This is a genomic window from Enterobacter sp. HSTU-ASh6 (genome assembly GCF_026319105.1).
In the GTDB taxonomy this organism is placed as follows: Bacteria; Pseudomonadota; Gammaproteobacteria; order Enterobacterales; family Enterobacteriaceae; genus Enterobacter; species Enterobacter sichuanensis.
Window position 1 is genome coordinate 144103 of the sequence record NZ_WSPD01000006.1, and the last position, 19680, is coordinate 163782.

General features: G+C 54.6%; 17 protein-coding genes. 4 read left to right on the top strand and 13 right to left on the bottom strand.

The window, feature by feature from the left end; translation table 11 throughout:
• Positions 1-265 precede the first annotated feature (265 nt).
• From dapB to ribF, 6 genes are all read right to left on the bottom strand, one after another.
• Complete coding sequence (gene dapB / locus GM298_RS09405) at positions 266-1087, bottom strand: 4-hydroxy-tetrahydrodipicolinate reductase (RefSeq protein ID WP_266154007.1); 822 nt, start codon at positions 1085-1087, stop codon at positions 266-268.
• A 205-nt stretch (positions 1088-1292) separates the two neighbouring features.
• On the bottom strand, positions 1293-2243 hold the full coding sequence (ispH, locus tag GM298_RS09410; RefSeq protein WP_259564795.1) for a 4-hydroxy-3-methylbut-2-enyl diphosphate reductase: 951 nt from the start codon (positions 2241-2243) through the stop codon (positions 1293-1295).
• A gap of 1 nt (position 2244) precedes the next feature.
• Positions 2245-2694, bottom strand: a complete 450-nt coding sequence (gene fkpB / locus GM298_RS09415) for an FKBP-type peptidyl-prolyl cis-trans isomerase (protein ID WP_013095528.1) — start codon at positions 2692-2694, stop codon at positions 2245-2247.
• A gap of 117 nt (positions 2695-2811) precedes the next feature.
• Positions 2812-3312 carry a signal peptidase II gene (gene lspA / locus GM298_RS09420; protein WP_025758031.1) on the bottom strand — a complete coding sequence of 167 codons (501 nt, stop codon included), beginning with the start codon at positions 3310-3312 and terminating at the stop codon, positions 2812-2814.
• Positions 3312-6128, bottom strand: a complete 2817-nt coding sequence (ileS, locus tag GM298_RS09425) for an isoleucine--tRNA ligase (protein WP_266154008.1) — start codon at positions 6126-6128, stop codon at positions 3312-3314. The genes lspA and ileS overlap by 1 nt, the downstream gene beginning before the upstream one ends.
• Positions 6129-6173: 45 nt before the next feature.
• A complete protein-coding gene (gene ribF, locus GM298_RS09430; protein ID WP_025758033.1) occupies positions 6174-7100 on the bottom strand; it encodes a bifunctional riboflavin kinase/FAD synthetase in 927 nt (308 codons plus the stop codon).
• Positions 7101-7427: 327 nt separating this feature from the next.
• On the opposite strand from ribF, the gene rpsT reads away from it, so the two are divergent.
• A complete protein-coding gene (rpsT, locus tag GM298_RS09440; RefSeq protein WP_003856458.1) occupies positions 7428-7691 on the top strand; it encodes a 30S ribosomal protein S20 in 264 nt (87 codons plus the stop codon).
• A 57-nt stretch (positions 7692-7748) separates the two neighbouring features.
• Here the strand turns inward: rpsT and nhaR are convergent, their stop codons facing one another.
• The 4 genes from nhaR to dnaK form a co-directional block, all read right to left on the bottom strand.
• Complete coding sequence (gene nhaR / locus GM298_RS09445) at positions 7749-8648, bottom strand: transcriptional activator NhaR (RefSeq protein ID WP_045284818.1); 900 nt, start codon at positions 8646-8648, stop codon at positions 7749-7751.
• Between the two features lie 58 nt (positions 8649-8706).
• On the bottom strand, positions 8707-9882 hold the full coding sequence (gene nhaA, locus GM298_RS09450; RefSeq protein ID WP_045284819.1) for a Na+/H+ antiporter NhaA: 1176 nt from the start codon (positions 9880-9882) through the stop codon (positions 8707-8709).
• Positions 9883-10052: 170 nt separating this feature from the next.
• Positions 10053-11198: a molecular chaperone DnaJ gene (gene dnaJ / locus GM298_RS09455; protein ID WP_014830600.1), complete on the bottom strand. Its 1146-nt coding sequence runs from the start codon at positions 11196-11198 to the stop codon at positions 10053-10055.
• Positions 11199-11285: 87 nt separating this feature from the next.
• A complete protein-coding gene (gene dnaK, locus GM298_RS09460; protein ID WP_045284820.1) occupies positions 11286-13199 on the bottom strand; it encodes a molecular chaperone DnaK in 1914 nt (637 codons plus the stop codon).
• A 296-nt stretch (positions 13200-13495) separates the two neighbouring features.
• On the opposite strand from dnaK, the gene satP reads away from it, so the two are divergent.
• Positions 13496-14062 (top strand): acetate uptake transporter, encoded by a 567-nt coding sequence (gene satP / locus GM298_RS09465; protein WP_025758037.1) that lies wholly within the window; start codon positions 13496-13498, stop codon positions 14060-14062.
• Here satP and GM298_RS09470 read toward each other — a convergent pair.
• The 3 genes from GM298_RS09470 to tal all read right to left on the bottom strand — a co-directional run bounded on the left by GM298_RS09470 (position 14039) and on the right by tal (position 17134).
• Positions 14039-15361: an MFS transporter gene (locus tag GM298_RS09470; protein WP_045284823.1), complete on the bottom strand. Its 1323-nt coding sequence runs from the start codon at positions 15359-15361 to the stop codon at positions 14039-14041. The two genes, satP and GM298_RS09470, sit on opposite strands and share 24 nt — an antisense overlap.
• A 122-nt stretch (positions 15362-15483) precedes the next feature.
• The gene (mog, locus tag GM298_RS09475) at positions 15484-16071 is read right to left on the bottom strand and encodes a molybdopterin adenylyltransferase (protein ID WP_025758039.1); all 588 of its coding nucleotides are present in this window, start codon (positions 16069-16071) and stop codon (positions 15484-15486) included.
• Between the two features lie 109 nt (positions 16072-16180).
• Positions 16181-17134 (bottom strand): transaldolase, encoded by a 954-nt coding sequence (gene tal, locus GM298_RS09480; protein WP_266154009.1) that lies wholly within the window; start codon positions 17132-17134, stop codon positions 16181-16183.
• A gap of 262 nt (positions 17135-17396) precedes the next feature.
• On the opposite strand from tal, the gene GM298_RS09485 reads away from it, so the two are divergent.
• Together GM298_RS09485 and yaaA are read left to right on the top strand one after the other, a co-directional pair.
• Positions 17397-18827 carry an alanine/glycine:cation symporter family protein gene (locus GM298_RS09485; protein ID WP_266154010.1) on the top strand — a complete coding sequence of 477 codons (1431 nt, stop codon included), beginning with the start codon at positions 17397-17399 and terminating at the stop codon, positions 18825-18827.
• Positions 18828-18893: 66 nt separating this feature from the next.
• Positions 18894-19667: a peroxide stress protein YaaA gene (gene yaaA / locus GM298_RS09490; RefSeq protein WP_025758042.1), complete on the top strand. Its 774-nt coding sequence runs from the start codon at positions 18894-18896 to the stop codon at positions 19665-19667.
• Positions 19668-19680: the final 13 nt, after the last annotated feature.

Below are 19680 nucleotides of genomic sequence, written 5' to 3' on the forward strand. Positions count from 1 at the left end.
TAAGCGACAAAAAGATCAGATAAATCACTGCAGAAAACGCTTGCGCGGCTGGTTTAATAAAAAATCACGAGATGGAACATGATAAAGTGGACCAAATGGTCAAAATTTACATTTTAGCAACGAAAAATCTTGGCAATAGACATATTTTTAAAGGCTTAAGTAATAAAATGATATGTAGTGGCAAAAATAAAAGGGCAATAAAATATTGCCCTATGCAATCAATGAATTACGACTGCAATAACCACATCACGATGGGTAATAATGTTTACAGATTATTGAGATCAAGGACATCTTTCATATCAAAAAGTCCCTTTTCTTTGTTTTTTAGCCACAAAGCGGAGCGTACGGCACCATTGGCGAACGTCATTCGGCTGGAAGCTTTATGCGTAATTTCTACACGTTCGCCAATATCGGCGAACATCGCGGTATGTTCGCCGACGATGTCACCCGCACGGACCGTGGCGAAGCCAATAGTGCCAGGCACGCGTTCACCGGTGTGGCCTTCGCGGGTATAGACCGCGCAGTCTTTTAAATTTTTATCAAGTGCATGGGCGATCGCTTCACCCATCGCCAGCGCCGTGCCTGATGGCGCATCCACTTTATAACGGTGATGAGCTTCAACGATCTCAATGTCGGTGTAGTCACCCATGACTTTCGCAGCCTTCTCCAGCAGCTTAAGCATGACGTTAACGCCCACGCTAAAGTTTGCGGCAAAGACAATCGCAATCTCTTCTGATGCATCCTGGATAGCCCGCTTACCCGCATCGTCAAAACCAGTGGTGCCGATCACCATCCCCTTGCCGTGCTGACGGCAAAACGCCAGATGCGTGAGCGTCCCTTCCGGACGGGTAAAATCGATAAAGACATCGAAGTCTTCTTTTACCGCATCCAGGCTGCTTTGTACGGTGACGCCCGTCCTGCCCGCGCCCGCCAGCTCGCCAGCGTCGGTCCCCAGAAGCGATGAACCGTCACGCTCCAGCGCTGCGCCAAGGGCGACGCCCTCCATCTGAAGTGCCGCCTGAATTAGCTGACGACCCATACGTCCACCCGCGCCCGCAATGGCGACACGGATCTGTGCATCATGCATAGTTATTCTCTTACGTTAAAATGATGTAAACCGTTTTCAGATTAACCAGCCTTTCTGAGCACTGCCAACTGAAAACACCAATAATTAGAATTTAACGTGAAACCGACTTAAATATCAGTAAAAGACATGATTTTGTCGTCACGATAAAGTAACGGGTAAAAAAAAGGCCAGCACAGGAGGTGCTGGCCTTTCATCAGAAAAGGGATTATTCGACTTCCCGGGCATCGATTCTCAGTTCTTTCGGGACTTCGAAAACAATGTTCTCTTCACGTCCTTCCAGCGGCACCGCTTCGCCACCGCCCAGCTCCTGCAGACGGGCAATGACGTTCTGTACCAGAATATCCGGCGCAGATGCGCCGGCCGTCACGCCGACACAGGTCGCGTTTTTAACCCACGCTTCCTGAATATCCGTCGCGTCATCAATCAGGAAAGCCGTTTTCCCCATCCGTTGCGCCAGTTCGGCCAGACGGTTTGAGTTAGAGGAGTTTTTCGAGCCGACCACCAGCACCACATCCGCCTGTTCAGCCAGGGCACGCACCGCTTCCTGACGGTTCGTGGTCGCGTAGCAGATGTCATCCTTACGCGGACCGACGATCTTCGGGAAACGCTGGCGCAGGGCGTCAATCACGTCAGAGGTATCGTCGACAGAGAGTGTTGTCTGGGTCATGAACGACAGACGGGCTTCATTTTTCACGTTCAGCGTAAGCACATCTTCTGGCGATTCAACCAGATACATGCCCCCTTCCGGGTTATTGTACTGGCCCATGGTGCCTTCGACTTCCGGGTGACCCGCATGGCCAATCAGAATCGACTCTTCACCACGACGGCTGGCGCGTGCCACTTCCATATGCACTTTCGTAACCAACGGACAGGTAGCGTCAAACACCGTCAAATCGCGGCTTTTCGCTTCGTTACGTACTGCCTGAGAGACACCATGCGCAGAGAAAATCAGGATGGCACCGTCCGGCACTTCACTGATTTGCTCGATAAAAATAGCACCGCGCTCGCGCAGGCTGTCGACCACGTAACGGTTGTGCACCACTTCGTGACGCACGTAAATCGGCGCGCCGTAAATCTCCAGCGCGTTTTCAACAATGCTGATAGCGCGGTCTACACCGGCGCAGAAGCCGCGCGGGTTAGCCAACAGGATCTGCATTTCAGGCCTCCAGTACCGGATCAATCTCCAGCACTTCAATATCAAAATGGACAGTGCGCCCGGCAAGCGGATGGTTGAAGTCAACGGTAATAGAGTCGCCGTTAATTTCGCGGATCACGCCAGGCATTTCGCTGCCGTCCATAGCGGTAAAGAGCATAATCGCCCCGATTTCAGGTTCACCCGCGTCCATAAACTCACGACGGGAGAAGTACTGGATCAAATCCGGGCTTGGCACGCCAAACGCCGCATCCGGCTCAAGCGAAAAGGCTTTTTTCTCCCCCTCTTTCAGGCCCAGAAGCTGCTGTTCAAGTCCTTCAGACAGGGAGGTATCGCCCAGACGAAACAGGGCCGGTTTGCCATTATTACGGGTGGATTCAGCCGTGGAGCCGTCATCCAGTTTCAGCGTGAAGTGAACGAGAACCGCGCTGTTGCTCTGTACGGATTTAGACATGCACATTGCTCTTTATGTTGTCTCGCCTGTGTGCCGGGTGGCGCTTCGCTTACCCGGCCTACAAGTGTCGGCATATTCGGTAGGCCGGGATCGCTACGCGTCACCCGGCTGGTTTTGTTACGCCTGCTCTTTCGCGGTCGGTTTCGGTAAGAAACCTTCCAGCACGATTAACGCCGCACCGATACAAATTGCGCTGTCGGCGAGGTTAAAGGTCGCGAAGTGCCAGTCGCCGACGTAGAAGTCGATCATATCGACCACAAAGCCGTGCCACAGGCGGTCAAACAGGTTACCTAACGCGCCGCCAATAATCAGCGCGTAGGCGATATTGTTCAGCTTTTGCGTCGCTTTCGAACGGTACATCAGCAGCGTCAGCACCACACAGATACCGATTGCAATACCTGCAAAGAACCAGCGCTGCCAGCCACCGCTGTCAGCAAGGAAACTAAACGCCGCACCATAGTTACGTGCGTAATGCAGGTTAAGCGACGGGAACAGCGAAACCGTATCCCCCAGCGCAAAATTCTGGAGGATCAGGAATTTGCTGCCCAGATCAATAATCAGCACCACCACAACCAGCCATAGCCAGCGCAGTCCCGTTGAACAGAGAGTTTTACTCATCAGGCAAACTTACGTTTTTCGCCGTCACCGGCGACGTTGCTTACACAGCGTCCGCAGATGTCTGCGTGTTCCGCCACCTGGCCAACATCGGTAGTGTAATGCCAGCAACGCGGGCATTTCTCACCGTCGGCTTTGCTCAGCGCGACTTTCAGTCCCTTGAGCAGTTCGCTCTGCTGAGCATCAGCAGTAGCTTCGGCATAATCCGCAACTTGCGCGCCTGAGGTCAACAGGACAAATCGCAATTCATCGCCCAGCGCCGTCAGTTTCGCCGCCAGCTCAGGTTCGGCGTACAGGGTCACTGCCGCTTCCAGAGAGCCACCGACTTTCTTGTCAGCACGCGCCTGCTCAATCACCTTGTTGACTTCACCACGCACTTTCAGCAGCTCGTCCCAGAAGGCATCGTTCATCGCTTCGGTGCTGGAGAGGTCGAACAGACCTTCGTACCACTCGCCGGTGAAGACATACTTCTCACGGTCGCCTGGCAGATAACCCCAGATTTCATCCGCGGTGAAGGACATGATCGGTGCCATCCAGCGCACCAGCGCTTCTGCGATGTGGAACAACGCGGTCTGGCAGCTACGACGCGCCACGCTGTCCGCTTTCGCGGTGTACTGACGGTCTTTGATGATGTCGAGGTAGAACGAACCCATCTCGATGGAGCAGAAGCGCATCAGGCGCTGCACCACTTCATGGAAGTCGTAAGATTCATAGGCTTTCAGGATATCTTCCTGCGCCGCTTTCGCGCAGCCTACCGCCCAGCGGTCCAGCACCACCATCTCTTCCGGTTTCACCATGTCTTTAGCCGGATCAAACCCGTTCAGGTTCGCCAGCAGGAAGCGCGCGGTGTTACGGATACGACGATAGCTGTCGGCGGCACGTTTCAGGATCTCGTCAGACACAGCCATTTCGCCGGTGTAGTCGGTGGAAGCCACCCACAGACGCAGAATGTCTGCGCCCAGCTTGTTCATCACATCCTGCGGAGACACGGTGTTGCCGATAGATTTGGACATCTTACGGCCCTGACCATCCACGGTGAAGCCGTGGGTGAGTACCTGACGGTAAGGCGCTTTTCCTTTCATGGCGGTGGAGATCATCAGGGATGACATGAACCAGCCGCGGTGTTGGTCAGAACCTTCCAGATACATATCGGCGGCGTGACCGGCAAACTCAGGACGCACGTCAACCACGGAAGAGTGAGTGGATCCGGAGTCGAACCATACATCCAGGGTATCCGGCACTTTCTCGTAGTTGTCGGCGTCAGCGCCCAGGATGTCGCGGGCGTCGAGATCCCACCATGCCTGAATGCCGTCAACTTCGACGCGCTTCGCCACTTCTTCCATCAGTTCCAGGGTGTTCGGATGCAGTTCCTGCGTCTCTTTATGCACGAACAGCGACATCGGCACGCCCCAGGTACGCTGACGGGAGATACACCAGTCAGGGCGGTTAGCAACCATGGATTCGATACGCGCCTGGCCCCAGTCTGGGATCCACTGCACGCCTTTGATCTCTTTCAGAGACTGCGCACGCAGGCCTTTCTGATCCATGCTGATGAACCATTGTGGGGTCGCACGGAAGATGATCGGCGTCTTGTGACGCCAGCAGCACGGATAGCTGTGCTGCATTTTCTCAACGTGCAGCAGCGCGCCGCTGGTGCGCAGCATATCAACGATAATGTCGTTAGCTTTAAAGACGTTGATACCGTCCAGCGCCGGGTAAGTGCCAGGCAGGTAAGAACCATCCGGGCCCACCGGGTTAGCGATTTCCAGACCGTATTTCAGGCTGATGTTGTAGTCGTCAGGACCGTGGCCACCGGCGGTATGGACCGCACCGGTACCGGCTTCCAGCGTGACGTGGTCGCCCAGGATCGCTGGCACATCAAAGTCCAGGAACGGGTGTTTAAAGCGCATCAGCTCAAGCGCGTCGCCCTTCACGGTGCCCAGCACGGTGTAGTCGGTGATATTTGCGCGTTTCAGCACGCTCTCGACCAGGTCTTTTGCCAGGATAACCGCCTGACCGTCAATCTGCACCAGCGCGTAGTCGAACTCACCGGACAGGGAGATCGCACGGTTTGCTGGCAGGGTCCACGGGGTAGTGGTCCAGATCACCAGTGAAATAGGGCCATTAACGGAGGAGACGCCAAATTTGGCTTTCACCGCATCCTGATCAACGGCGTGGAACGCCACGTCGATAGACGGAGAGGTTTTGTCGTAATACTCCACTTCCGCTTCTGCCAGCGCAGAACGGCAATCCACACACCAGTGTACAGGCTTAGCGCCTTTGTGCAGGTGGCCATTACCGATGATTTTGCCCAGCGCACGGATGATGTTGGCTTCGGTTTTGAAGTCCATGGTCAGGTACGGGTGTGACCAGTCGCCCAGCACGCCCAGACGGATGAAATCCGCGCGCTGACCTTCAACCTGCGTAGCGGCGTATTCGCGGCATTTCGCACGGAACTCAGCGGCGGTGAATTTCTCACCAGGCTTACCGAATTCCTGCTCCACTTTCAGTTCGATTGGCAGACCGTGGCAGTCCCAGCCCGGAACGTATGGCGAGTCATATCCCGCGAGGCCTTTCGACTTCACGATAATGTCTTTCAGAATCTTGTTAACCGAGTGACCAATATGAATGCTGCCATTCGCATAGGGAGGGCCATCATGCAGAATGAAGGTTTTTTTGCCTTTTTTGGCTGCACGAATGATGCCGTACAGGTCATCATCAGTCCAACGCGCCAGCATTCCCGGTTCACGCTTGGCGAGATCGCCGCGCATCGGGAACCCTGTTTCCGGCAAATTCAGGGTTGATTTATAGTCACTCATCAGATTCTCGGTTCCGTATTTATCACGTAGGCAGTTAAGCCGGTTCTAAAGCCCAAAAAACTCGCGGGCCGTCAATTCATCTCGCGCAATTTGCGCTTTGAGTTCATCCAGCGAACCAAATCGCTGCTCGTTGCGTATTTTTTTACGCAGTATCACATCTATATGGCGACCATAAAGGTCCATTACAACGTCCAGCAGGTGCACTTCCAGCTGTTGACGCACACCGGCGACGGTCGGACGTGTGCCAATGTTGGCAACACCGTAAAACGGCTTATCGCCCAGTCCTGCCACTTCCACCGCATAGACCCCTTTGACCGGGGAAACCTGACGGCGTAGCGGTATATTCGCCGTCGGGAAACCAATGGTGCGTCCGAGCGCATCGCCATGGACGACGCGACCGGAGATAGTGAACGGATGCCCAAGCAGGGTTTCTGCCGTCCCCAGTTCATCATCGGCCAGCGCCTGACGTACCGCCGTGCTGCTGACGCGAACGCCGCCTTCACAGAAGGTCATCGCACTGGTGACGTCAAAACCGTACTCCAGACCAGCCTTCTGTAATAGCAAGAAATCGCCCTGACGACCAGCGCCAAAGCGGAAATCATCCCCCACGGCCAGAAACTGCACGCCAAGACGTTCAACCAGCAGGTCGCTGACGAAATTTTGTGCTGTCAGCGCGGCAAAGCGACGATCGAAACGTACGCACAAAACGTAGTCCACGCCGGACTCGGCCAGATAGCGCAACTTCTCGCGCAGGCGAGTGAGACGGGCGGGAGATTTATCGCCCGCAAACAGCTCCAGCGGCTGTGGTTCGAAAATCATCACTACTACGGGCAGGCCACGGGCCTCCCCTTCTTTACGCAATCCCTGCAACAGCGCCTGATGACCACGATGCACGCCGTCGAAATTACCAATGGTCAGCACGCACCCGTGCGGTGCTCTGCTGAGATTATGTATGCCGCGTATCAGCTTCATGTCTGGCTCAAAACAGTGAAAATCGCCAAAGTATACCTTGTACAGCGGTCAAGGTTAACCGGCGATTGTTCGCGCAAAACAGAAAGCCGTAATGATTTCATCAGGCTGACCTTTCACAGCGAAAAAATCTGCTCCTGAACTGCGATTTTTATGCCGAAAGGCTGTATTCAGAGAAGACAAGCTGGTAGAATCCTGCGCCATCACTACGTAACGTAGCGTCGCTAATTAACGGCGCTTATTTGCACAAATCCATTGACAAAAGAAGGCAAAGAGGGCATATTCCTCGGCCTTTGAATTGTCCACATAGATCATATTTGGGAGTTGGACTTGGCTAATATCAAATCAGCTAAGAAACGTGCCGTTCAGTCTGAAAAGGCTCGTAAGCACAACGCAAGCCGTCGCTCTATGATGCGTACTTTCATCAAGAAAGTATACGCAGCAATCGAAGCTGGCGACAAAGCTGCAGCGCAGAACGCATTTAACGAAATGCAACCAATCGTGGATCGTCAGGCTGCTAAAGGTCTGATCCACAAAAACAAAGCAGCGCGTCATAAAGCAAACCTGACCGCGCAGATCAACAAACTGGCTTAATTGCCGCTTGTTGTTGCTTGTTTAAAGAACCCGCTTAACGCGGGTTTTTTTATGCCTTCAGATTGCCGGTGGCGTAAACAGCGCCGAGTAGTCGCGATTACAGATACGCTGCACCGCCGGGTGCTGAATCATCCTTTCGGCAAAAATCGCGTGATACTCTTCCATTACGTTATCGACCCGACCAATCTCCGTAATCTTGCTATCTGAATAGAGATCGTGCGCGTAGAGCGTCGGTGCAACGAAGATCGCATTGTGCGCCTCGCCAAAGGCTTTCATCAGCGCCGCATCGTCGAACTCACCGAGGATTTCGACATTCAGCCCCTGAGAGTTAAACCAGTTCAGCAGCTTGCGTCCCAGCATGGAACGTCTTCCTGGCACCAGCAAGCGACGCTCTTCCAGGCAAGCCGGGAAGGGTTTTTCCGGCGGCGGGTTAATACACCAGAAGCTCACGCCGCATTCACCAATCTTCACCGAAAACAGCCCTTCCTGCTGCGTGGAGTCGATCGGACAATCCGAGATGATCATGTCCAGCTTGTGCTGGCTCAGCTGTTCCAGCAGCATCTCGTGGGTGGATTCAAAACAGCGCAGATGGATTTGCTCATCTTCGACCACAGCCGCATCCAGCACGCCGCTCACCAGTCGTTTTGACAGCGCGTCCGCCACGCCAACATCAAAGAGCAGGTTCGACTCTTTGCGGTAGTTGACGATATCCAGCATCTCCTGGCTCAGGGTGAACATTTTATCCGCATAGCGGAAAACCAGCTCACCCAGCTCGCTGGGTTCAATTCCGCGTCCCTTACGCTTGAACAGCTTACCCTGCAGACGTTCTTCCAGCGCCTTGATCTGCCCGGTGATGGTTTGCGGCGTCAGGTAAAGCGCCTCTGCCGCCCCGACCACCGAGCCCTGTTTGTAGACATGCCAGAAGTAGTAAAGATGGTTGTAATTCAAATGAGACATCGCGTCTTCTCTCCCTGAGTGCCTGTCGGGAGAAGGTCACCCTCCTCCCGGTTTTCCGTTATGCCTGGACGGTCTGCCCGGACAACTTCACCTTCAACAAGGTGTAACCGATCACCGCGGCCAGTAATGACCCGATGAGAATGCCGAGTTTCGCCCAGACGATAAGCTCAGGTGCATGCGCACCAAACGCCAGCGTCGAGATAAAGATCGACATCGTAAAGCCTATCCCGCACAGCACGCCCACAGCCATGATCTGCGTAAACGTGGTGCCGTGCGGCAATGATGCCAGCTTAAGCTTCGTCGCCAGCCAGCAGAACAGGCTAATGCCCAGCGGCTTGCCGATAAACAACCCGGCGATGATACCCAGCGGCAGCACGGAGGTCAGCCCGTCCAGCGTCACGCCGCCAAGGGAAACTCCCGCGTTAGCAAATGCAAACAGAGGCAGGATCATAAAGGCGACCCAGGGGTGCAGCACATGCTCCAGCTGCTTCGCAGGTGATTTGCCCTCCTGTGGTTTAAGCGGCACGAAGAAGCCGACGATCACTCCTGCCAGCGTGGCATGCACGCCCGATTTCAGCACCGCAGTCCACAGCACCATCCCCACGAGGATATAGATACCGATGCGACGAACATTCAAGATGTTCAGCAGCGCCAGAACCGCAATCGCCCCTGCAGCCACGCTCAAAGACAGGATCGACAGATCGCTTGTGTAAAACAGCGCGATAATCACAATTGCGCCCAGGTCGTCGATGATCGCCAGCGCCATCAGGAAGATTTTCAGGGCAACCGGAACGCGGCTTCCCAGTAAGGCCAGCACCCCGAGTGCAAAGGCGATATCCGTTGCCGCCGGGATCGCCCAGCCGTGACGTGCAACCGGATCCTGCCAGGTAAACGCGAGGAAGAGCAGCGCCGGAACCACCATCCCACCGAGCGCGGCAATGACCGGGAACGCCGCTCGCTGGCGACTGGCAAGCGAACCCAGTACCAGCTCCCGCTTAACCTCAAGCCCGACAAGCAGGAAGAACACCGCCATGAGCGCATCGTTGATCCACAGCAGCATGTTCTTGTGGATTTCCAGCGCCCCAACCTTCAGCTCGACGGGCGTTTCCAGAAAAGCATGATACAGATCGCGGGTAAATCCGACGTTTGCCAGCACCATCGCGGCCGCGGCAGCCAAAATCAGGATCACGCCCCCGGATGCTTCGCTACTAAAAAAACGGTGTAGTAATTTCACTTTAATTCTCTCTTATACAGCAATACCTCGATAAAACCATAATACCAAGCCTTATAGCTCGGCAAAAACAGATTAATATTGAGTATTGATTCAGTTTAACCGAACAATACCGATAAACAAAAAAGCCCGGAATCTCTTCCGGGCTTTTGCGAATACCTGCGACAAACAGATTAGCGGGTCAAATCATCGAAGAATTTTTTGACTCCATCGAAGAAGCTTTTGGAGCGTGGGCTGTTTTTCTCACCCGTCGGGCCACCAAAGCTCTCCTGCAACTCTTTCAGCAGCTGTTTCTGCTTATCGTTCAGGCCAACCGGTGTTTCCACAACGACGCGGCACAGCAGGTCGCCCTGTGCGCCCCCGCGAACGGATTTAACGCCTTTACCGCGCATGCGGAACAGCTTACCGGTCTGGGTTTCGCCAGGAATTTTCAGGTTCACGCGGCCATCCAGCGTCGGGACTTCAATTTCGCCACCGAGAGCAGCCATCGCGAAGTTGATCGGCACTTCACAGTACAGGTTGTTGCCTTCGCGCTCGAAGATAGCGTGCTGCTTGACCTGCACCTGAACGTACAGATCGCCCGCCGGTGCGCCGTGTTCGCCAGCTTCGCCTTCGCCAGCCAGACGGATGCGGTCGCCCGTATCGACCCCAGCCGGGATTTTAACGGACAGGGTTTTGGTTTTCTCAACGCGACCGTGACCATGGCATTTGGTGCAGGGATCTTTGATCAGCGTACCGCGACCATGGCAGTGCGGACAGGCCTGCTGCACCGCGAAGAACCCCTGACGCATCTGTACCTGGCCAGAACCGTGACAGGTTGGACAGGTCTGCGGCTGAGTGCCCGCTTTCGCGCCGCTGCCGTGGCAGACGTCACACTCTTCCAGCGTTGGAATACGGATCTCTTTAGTGACACCGCGAACGGCCTCTTCCAGCGTCAGCTCCATGTTGTAGCGCAGGTCAGCGCCACGCGCCGCGCGCTGACGTCCACGACCACCACCGAAGATGTCGCCAAACACATCGCCAAAGATATCGCTGAAGTCAGCGCCGCCGCCAAAGCCGCCGCCGCCGAATCCACCGCCGCCCATGCCGCCCTGTTCAAAGGCTGCGTGACCGTACTGGTCATAGGCTGCACGTTTTTGTGCATCGGTCAGGACTTCGTAGGCTTCTTTGATCTCTTTAAATTTGGCTTCAGCCTCTTTGTCACCCTGGTTACGGTCCGGGTGGAATTTCATGGCCAGGCGCTTATACGCCTTTTTGATTTCACGCTCTTCCGCAGTTTTCGGAACGCCTAAAATCTCGTAATAGTCTTGCTTTGCCATTGGTTTTTTTAAGCCCCTTAACATGCGAGCACGGGCGTGGAGAATTCTCCTACGCCCGTGCCGATTAATTACCCTGCATCAGGGCGATTATTTTTTATCTTTAACTTCTTCGAACTCAGCGTCGACAACGTCGTCGTCTTTCGCGTTGTTCGCTGAAGCGTCAGCACCTGCCTGCTGTTGAGCGTGCTGCTGCTGAGCGATTTCCATCAGCTTCTGAGAAGCCTGAGCCAGTTCCTGCATCTTCGCTTCGATGTCCGCTTTATCTTCACCTTTCAGTGAAGATTCCAGCGCACTCAGTGCAGCGTCGATAGCCGTTTTGTCTTCCGCTGGCAGTTTATCGCCTGCTTCTTCAACCTGCTTACGGGTGCTGTGCAGCAGATGGTCGCCCTGGTTACGGGTCTGAACCAGCTCTTCGAACTTACGGTCAGATTCCGCGTTAGCTTCCGCTTCACGAACCATTTTCTGGATCTCTTCCTCGTTCAGACCGGAAGAGGCCTTGATGGTGATCTTCTGCTCTTTACCGCTGTTTTTGTCTTTCGCAGACACGTGCAGAATACCGTCAGCATCGATGTCGAAGGTGACTTCGATCTGAGGCATACCGCGCGGCGCCGGGTTGATGCCGTCCAGGTTGAACTGACCCAGAGATTTGTTATCAGATGCGCGCTTACGTTCACCCTGCAGCACATGGATGGTTACCGCAGACTGGTTGTCTTCGGCGGTAGAGAATACCTGGCTGTGCTTGGTTGGGATAGTGGTGTTTTTGTTGATGAGCGCAGTCATCACACCGCCCATGGTTTCGATACCCAGAGACAGCGGGGTAACGTCCAGCAGCAGTACATCTTTCACTTCACCGGTCAGTACGCCACCCTGAACCGCAGCACCGATAGCAACCGCTTCGTCCGGGTTAACGTCTTTACGTGGCTCTTTACCAAAGAACTCCGCCACTTTCTTCTGAACCATTGGCATACGGGTCTGGCCGCCAACGAGGATAACGTCGTTGATGTCAGACACGGACAGGCCAGCGTCCTGCAGCGCTACTTTCAGCGGCTCGATAGAACGGTTCACCAGGTCTTCTACCAGGCTTTCCAGTTTCGCACGGGTCACTTTGATGTTCATGTGTTTAGGACCGGTCGCGTCTGCAGTGATGTACGGCAGGTTCACGTCGGTCTGCTGAGCGGAAGACAGTTCGATCTTCGCTTTCTCAGCGGCTTCTTTCAGGCGCTGCATAGCCAGCGGGTCATTACGCAGGTCAATGCCCTGATCTTTCTTAAACTCGTCAACGAGATAGTTGATCAGACGGGTATCGAAGTCTTCACCACCCAGGTGAGTATCACCGTTAGTTGCCAGAACTTCGAAGGTTTTTTCGCCGTCAACGTCGTCGATTTCGATAATAGAGATATCGAAGGTACCACCACCCAGGTCGTAAACCGCGATAGTACGGTTGCCGACTTCTTTATCCAGACCGTAAGCCAGTGCAGCCGCGGTAGGTTCGTTGATGATACGTTTGACTTCCAGACCTGCGATACGGCCAGCATCTTTGGTTGCCTGACGCTGAGCATCGTTGAAGTAAGCAGGTACGGTGATAACAGCTTCGGTTACCGGCTCACCCAGGTAATCTTCAGCCGTTTTCTTCATTTTTTTCAGCACTTCAGCAGAAATCTGCGGTGGTGCAGTTTTGGTGCCTTTCACATCAAGCCACGCATCGCCATTGTCTGCCGCGATGATTTTGTAAGGCATGATAGAAACGTCACGCTGAACTTCTTCGTCCTGGAAGCGGCGGCCGATCAGGCGTTTAATCGCAAACAGGGTGTTTTGCGGGTTTGTCACTGCCTGACGTTTAGCCGGCTGACCAACCAGAGTTTCACCATCCTGGGTATAAGCAATGATAGAAGGCGTGGTGCGATCGCCCTCGGCGTTCTCCAGCACACGTGCAGTAGTGCCATCCATAATCGCTACACAAGAGTTGGTCGTACCCAGGTCGATACCAATAATTTTACCCATCTAAACGTCTCCACTAAAAATTCAGTCAACATGTGGTTGTGTACCTGTAATAAGGGCAGATCGTGCTTTTTCAACTGCCCAGATTTGATTTTTTTCAGGTCCACACACTGCGGTTGACTACAAGATGGGGTCGCTGCGACATCCATCAAGGGGGAATGATAAAAAAAATTTTAATTTCACCCTGATGAGATCATAGACGCCATCGATTGCGCCCATTATGATGCCGCGCCCCGTCAGGGAGAACTGACGCGGGTTTAACCATTTCACCATTTTAATGATGATTTTTTTGAGGACTTATGGGCAACACTAAGTTGGCTAATCCGGCTCCGCTGGGCCTGATGGGTTTTGGCATGACCACTATTCTGCTGAACCTGCACAATATCGGGATGTTCCCGATGGATGGCATCATCCTGGCGATGGGCATTTTTTACGGCGGTATCGCGCAAATCTTCGCGGGCCTGCTGGAATATAAGAAAGGTAATACCTTCGGCTTAACCGCCTTCACCTCTTACGGTTCGTTCTGGCTGACCCTGGTTGCCATTCTGCTGCTGCCTAAAATGGGTATGGCAGAGGCGGCAAACGCCCACTTCCTGGGCGTCTACCTGGGCCTGTGGGGCGTTTTCACCCTGTTTATGTTCTTCGGTACTCTGAAAGGCAACCGCATGCTGCAGTTCGTTTTCCTGAGCCTGACCGTGCTGTTCGCCCTGCTGGCGATTGGCCACCTGGTGGATAACGAAGGCATCGTTCACGTTGCCGGCTGGATTGGTCTGGTTTGTGGCGCAAGCGCTATCTACCTGGCAATGGGTGAAGTGCTGAACGAACAGTTTGATCGCACCGTTCTACCGATTGGTGAAAAACACTGATCCTTCTGTCGTGCCCGCCTCGCGGGCACGACATCCCCACGCCTGACGAAGCCACATCCCCAGTACCAGTCCCATCACCGAAAGTGCGAGAACATACCAGGCGGGCGCCATCGGTGACACGCCCATCAGCACGGTAACCGCAATCGGCGTCAGTCCACCAAAAATGGCGTACGACACGTTGTAGGAGAATGAGATCCCGGTGAAGCGAACCTCTGGCGGGAACGCACGCACCATCACATAGGGCACCGCGCCGACAACGCCCACACACAGCCCGACCACGCCGTACAGCAGGAACAGCTGTTCAGGATGGCTGCCTGCAAGGTGGTAAAACGCCCAGCTGGAGGCGGCCAGTAACAGGCTACCGACGATAAAGGTGATGCTGGCACCGAAACGATCCGCCGCCAGCCCGGCGGCCAGACAGCCAAAGCAGAGCATAATGGTTGCGATACTGTTCGCCTGTAACGTCACGGCTGGCGCGAAACCATACTGTTTCTGCAGCCAGACCGGCGACATTAATATCACCACCACAATCCCTGCTGAAAGCAGCCAGGTGAGCAGCATCGACACCACCACCGCTTTTTTATGGCGTACCACGACGGCTTTCACCGGCAGCTCCTGCGCCAGCGCCTTACGCTGCTGCATCTCGAGGAATATTGGCGTTTCCTGCAGCCAGCGACGCAGATACATCGCCACCAGACCAAACGCCCCACCCAGCAGGAACGGCACACGCCAGCCCCAGTCGTGAACGGCCTGCTGCGTCATGCTGGTGTTTACAATGGTCGCGACCACCGACCCCAGCAAGATCCCGACGGTCAGACCCGCCGTTAAGGTTCCACAGGCGATACCTATCCGCCGCGCCGGAACATGCTCCGCCACAAACACCCACGCGCCCGGGACCTCACCACCAATGGCTGCCCCCTGCAGCACGCGCATCAGTAACAGCAGCAATGGCGCGAGTATGCCCATCGAGGCATAGGTGGGCAACAGACCAATCGCCAGCGTGGGTACCGCCATCAGCAGAATGCTAAGGGTAAACATCTTTTTACGGCCAACCAGATCGCCAAAGTGGGCCATGATAATGCCGCCCAGCGGACGCGCCAGATACCCGGCAGCAAAAATGCCGAAGGTTTGTACCTGACGCAGCCACTCGGGGATATCCGCCGGGAAGAAGAGTTCCCCCACCACGGCGGCGAAGAAGACGAAGATGATAAAATCGTAAAACTCCAGCGCGCCGCCTAAGGCCGCGAGCGTAAGGGTTTTATAGTCCTGTCGATTCAGAGGTCGGGTGTTATGTGACATAGCGAACCCTTTAGCTTTAGTTGTGGATTTATTTTTACAGCACTCGTAAAGAAAAAGTTACTATACCGTAAAACCTTTACCACGCCATCGCCGCTTCAGCTAATGTCACATAATCATTATTTTCAGGAGATTGTTTCGCGACGCGCGCTTTTAGGACGGAATGCTGCTACCACTTTCTCATCGGTTTCCACATAAGGACCGTCAAGCAGCTGTATACAATACGGTACACTGGCGAAAATGCCCTGCACGATGACATTACCGTCGTCCGATTTCAACCCTTCCAGCGTCTCTTTGATCGACTTCGGCTGGCCAGGCAGGTTCAGAATCAACGCCTGTTTGCGGATTACGCCCACCTGACGGGAGAGGATGGCCGTCGGGACAAAGTGTAGACTGATCTGGCGCATCTGTTCGCCAAAGCCCGGCATTTCACGATCGGCGATGGCCAGCGTCGCGTCCGGCGTCACATCACGACGCGCAGGACCGGTTCCACCGGTGGTCAGCACGAGGTGGCAGCTCATCTCATCCACCAGCTCACAAAGCGTCTGCTCAATGATTGGCTGTTCGTCAGGGATCAGGCGGGTCTGGATTTCAAACGGGGTGGTCAGCGCGTTGCCAAGCCACTCTTCAAGCGCGGGGATGCCTTTATCCTGATAAACACCGCTGGAGGCGCGGTCAGAAATCGACACTAAGCCGATGCGTAAGGTATTCATATTCATTCCATTCAAAAGTACTGATTAAAGGGAATGATACACGCAGAGGGGAATTTCAGACAGAGTGCGTAAGAAGTCGCGTGGCCGGGAACCCGGCCACGCGGAATGATTACAGCAGGTCGCCGATCATTTTTTCCAGTTTTTCCTGGTCGATAGCAAACTTACGGATACCGTCCGCCAGTTTGTCTACCGCCATTGGATCCTGGTTGTGCTGCCACAGGAACTCGGACTCAGTGATGCGCTCCGGACGTGCTTTCACTTCACCGGTGTAAGACAGTTTACGCTCCAGGCTACCTTCGCTTTCAGCCAGCTCTTTAAGCAGTGCAGGCGCGATGGTCAGGCGGTCACAGCCAGCCAGCTCAATGATTTCGCCGACGTTACGGAAGCTTGCGCCCATAACGACAGTCTCATAGCCGTGCTGCTTGTAGTATTCGTAGATTTCAGTCACGGAAATCACGCCTGGATCTTCAGACGCCGCGTACTCTTTCTTATCGGTGTTGGCTTTGTACCAGTCCAGAATACGGCCCACGAACGGAGAAATCAGGTACACACCGGCTTCTGCACATGCACGCGCCTGCGCGAAGGAGAAGAGCAGAGTCAGGTTACAGTTGATACCGTCTTTTTCCAGTTGCTCTGCCGCACGGATGCCCTGCCAGGTCGAAGCCAGTTTGATCAGGATACGGTCGTTGCTGATGCCCGCATCGTTGTACATTTTGATCAGGCGTTTTGCTTTCGCGATAGACGCTTCGGTGTCGTAGGACAGACGCGCATCCACTTCGGTAGAGATACGGCCAGGCACCAGCTTCAGAATTTCCAGACCGATGTTTACGGCCAGTTTGTCAGTGGCATCCACAACCTGCTGCGCGCGGTCGTTGCTCTGCGCTTTCGCCCAGGTCACAGCGTCGTCAATCAATTTGCGATACTCAGGGATCTGTGCGGCGTTAAGGATCAGAGAAGGGTTAGTTGTGGCATCCTGCGGCTGGTACAGCTTCATTGCCGCGATATCTCCGGTGTCAGCTACGACAGTGGTGAACTGACGAAGGGAGGTCAATTTATCCGTCATGATAGTGTTTCTCTTTTAACGTGCCCTGGATAATTCACGCTACCGACAGCATGCCTGCAGCGGAAAAATGACAGGTTTACTTGTTAGGGGGATGTAACCGGTCTGCCCTGATGATAACACGACAGAGGGGTAGCGCAACCGCAGACAGTGCGCTTAGGCAGAGTATGATAAACTCGGAATATTAACAGCCTGCTAAGCAACAGCATGCTCAATCAGTGGTAGCGCTTACATATTCACTTTGGCATCAACAAGAGGGACGTTAATGCCTGATTTCTTTTTCTTTATTAACGAAGTCCTGTGGGGTTCGATAATGATTTACCTGCTTCTGGGAGCAGGTATATGGTTTACGCTACGCAGCGGGTTTATCCAGTTTCGCTATATCCGCAAGTTTGGCAGAAGTCTGAAAAACAGCGTCACGCCCCAGCCGGGTGGATTAACCTCGTTCCAGGCACTCTGCACCAGCCTTGCGGCACGCCTCGGTAGCGGAAATCTGGCGGGGGTGGCGCTGGCTATCAGCGCCGGCGGGCCAGGCGCAGTGTTCTGGATGTGGGTGACGGCGTTGCTCGGTATGGCCACCGCTTTTGCCGAAAGCGCGCTCGCACAACTCTACAAAGAGAAAGATAAAAACGGTCAGTTCCGCGGAGGCCCTGCCTGGTACATGGCGCGTGGCCTGGGGATGCGCTGGATGGGCGTCCTGTTCTCGCTTTTTTTACTGCTCGCTTACGGTCTTATCTTTAACACCGTCCAGGCTAACTCGGTCGCCCATGCCCTGCGCTATGCCTTCGCGTGTCCGGAGTGGGTCGCCGGTAGCATTTTAGCCCTCGTCGTTCTGCTCACCCTTTCTGCCGGTCTTAAAGGCATCGCCCGCCTGATGCAATGGCTGGTTCCTCTCATGGCGCTGATCTGGATCGCAGCGAGCCTGCTCGTCGCGGCACTGCATCTCGATCAGGTGCCGGGCGTCATAATGACCATCGTTAAAAGCGCCTTTGGCTGGCGTGAGGTCGCATCCGGCGCGCTGGGCTACACCTTCAGTCAGTCGCTGATGGCGGGTTTTCAGCGCGGCATGTTTTCCAATGAAGCCGGTATGGGGTCAACACCCAATGCAGCCGCAGCCGCGGCTTCGTGGCCGCCGCACCCGGCCGCACAAGGCATTGTGCAGATGATTGGCGTCTTTACCGATACCATCATTATCTGTTCCGCCAGCGCCATGATTTTGCTGCTGGCAGGCCCCGTCTCACATTCGTCGGGAACGGCCGGAATACAGCTTCTCCAGCAGGCGCTTGTGAACCTCACCGGCGGCTGGGGAGCGGGGTTTGTCTCGCTCATTCTGCTGCTGTTTGCCTTCAGTTCGATCGTGGTAAATTACCTCTACGCCGAAAACAACCTTATTTTCCTGAAGCTTGACTCCCGCGCCGCCATCGGCACGCTTCGCCTGGGCGTGATACTGATGGTGGTAGCAGGCTCCCTGCTCAGCATGCCGCTGGTCTGGCAACTGGCTGATATCATCATGGCGCTGATGGCGATCACTAACCTCACGGCGATCCTGCTGCTCTCTCCCGTAGTGACCCTGATTGCGAAAGACTACCTTCGTCAGCGTAAACTGGGTGTGCCACCGGTCTTTGATCCCGCGCGTTATCCGGATATTAAAGCGCAACTTGCCCCCGGCACGTGGGATGATTTGCCGCGGCAATAACAGCTATCGATCAATTCAGGGCGATTTTTTGCTAAAGTCGCTCTAAATTTCCTGCAAGGACTGGATATGCTGATTCTGATTTCACCTGCAAAAACGCTCGACTACCAGAGCCCGCTCGCCACCGAGCGCTATACCCAGCCTGAATTGCTGGACTATTCCCAACAGCTGATTCACGAAGCGCGCAAGCTCTCCGCGCCGCAAATCGCCTCGCTGATGAGCATCAGCGACAAGCTGGCAGATCTTAACGCAACCCGTTTTCACGAGTGGCACCCGGATTTCACCCCCGCTAACGCCCGCCAGGCCATTCTGGCATTTAAAGGCGATGTCTATACCGGCCTGCAGGCGGAAGATTTTAGCGAAGCTGATTTCGATTTTGCCCAGCAGCATCTGCGCATGCTGTCGGGCCTGTATGGCGTACTGCGTCCGCTGGATTTGATGCAGCCGTACCGTCTGGAGATGGGCATTCGCCTGGAAAATGCCAAAGGCAAAGACCTGTACCATTTCTGGGGCGATATCATCACCGACAAGCTGAATGCGGCGCTGCGCGCTCAGGGCGATAACGTGGTGATTAACCTGGCGTCGGATGAATACTACAAGTCAGTGAAACCGAAAAAACTGGATGCGGAAATCATCAAACCGGTATTCCTCGACGAGAAGAACGGTAAGTTCAAAGTGATCAGCTTCTACGCCAAGAAAGCGCGCGGCCTGATGAGCCGTTACATTATCCAGAACCGCCTGACGAAGCCGGAGCAGCTAACCGCCTTCAACAGCGAAGGCTATTTCTTTGACGAGGCGTCGTCAGGGAAAGGTGAACTGGTGTTTAAGCGCCACGAGCAGTAAAACAGAACCCCGC

Bases quoted from the DNA above. Each gene is read 5' to 3' on its own strand.
- dapB (WP_266154007.1), bottom strand. From the start codon at position 1,087: ATGCATGATGCACAGATCCGTGTCGCCATTGCGGGCGCGGGTGGACGT.
- ispH (WP_259564795.1), bottom strand. From the start codon at position 2,243: ATGCAGATCCTGTTGGCTAACCCGCGCGGCTTCTGCGCCGGTGTAGAC.
- fkpB (WP_013095528.1), bottom strand. From the start codon at position 2,694: ATGTCTAAATCCGTACAGAGCAACAGCGCGGTTCTCGTTCACTTCACG.
- lspA (WP_025758031.1), bottom strand. From the start codon at position 3,312: ATGAGTAAAACTCTCTGTTCAACGGGACTGCGCTGGCTATGGCTGGTT.
- ileS (WP_266154008.1), bottom strand. From the start codon at position 6,128: ATGAGTGACTATAAATCAACCCTGAATTTGCCGGAAACAGGGTTCCCG.
- ribF (WP_025758033.1), bottom strand. From the start codon at position 7,100: ATGAAGCTGATACGCGGCATACATAATCTCAGCAGAGCACCGCACGGG.
- nhaR (WP_045284818.1), bottom strand. From the start codon at position 8,648: ATGTCTCATTTGAATTACAACCATCTTTACTACTTCTGGCATGTCTAC.
- dnaJ (WP_014830600.1), bottom strand. From the start codon at position 11,198: ATGGCAAAGCAAGACTATTACGAGATTTTAGGCGTTCCGAAAACTGCG.
- dnaK (WP_045284820.1), bottom strand. From the start codon at position 13,199: ATGGGTAAAATTATTGGTATCGACCTGGGTACGACCAACTCTTGTGTA.
- satP (WP_025758037.1), top strand. From the start codon at position 13,496: ATGGGCAACACTAAGTTGGCTAATCCGGCTCCGCTGGGCCTGATGGGT.
- GM298_RS09470 (WP_045284823.1), bottom strand. From the start codon at position 15,361: ATGTCACATAACACCCGACCTCTGAATCGACAGGACTATAAAACCCTT.
- mog (WP_025758039.1), bottom strand. From the start codon at position 16,071: ATGAATACCTTACGCATCGGCTTAGTGTCGATTTCTGACCGCGCCTCC.
- tal (WP_266154009.1), bottom strand. From the start codon at position 17,134: ATGACGGATAAATTGACCTCCCTTCGTCAGTTCACCACTGTCGTAGCT.
- GM298_RS09485 (WP_266154010.1), top strand. From the start codon at position 17,397: ATGCCTGATTTCTTTTTCTTTATTAACGAAGTCCTGTGGGGTTCGATA.
- yaaA (WP_025758042.1), top strand. From the start codon at position 18,894: ATGCTGATTCTGATTTCACCTGCAAAAACGCTCGACTACCAGAGCCCG.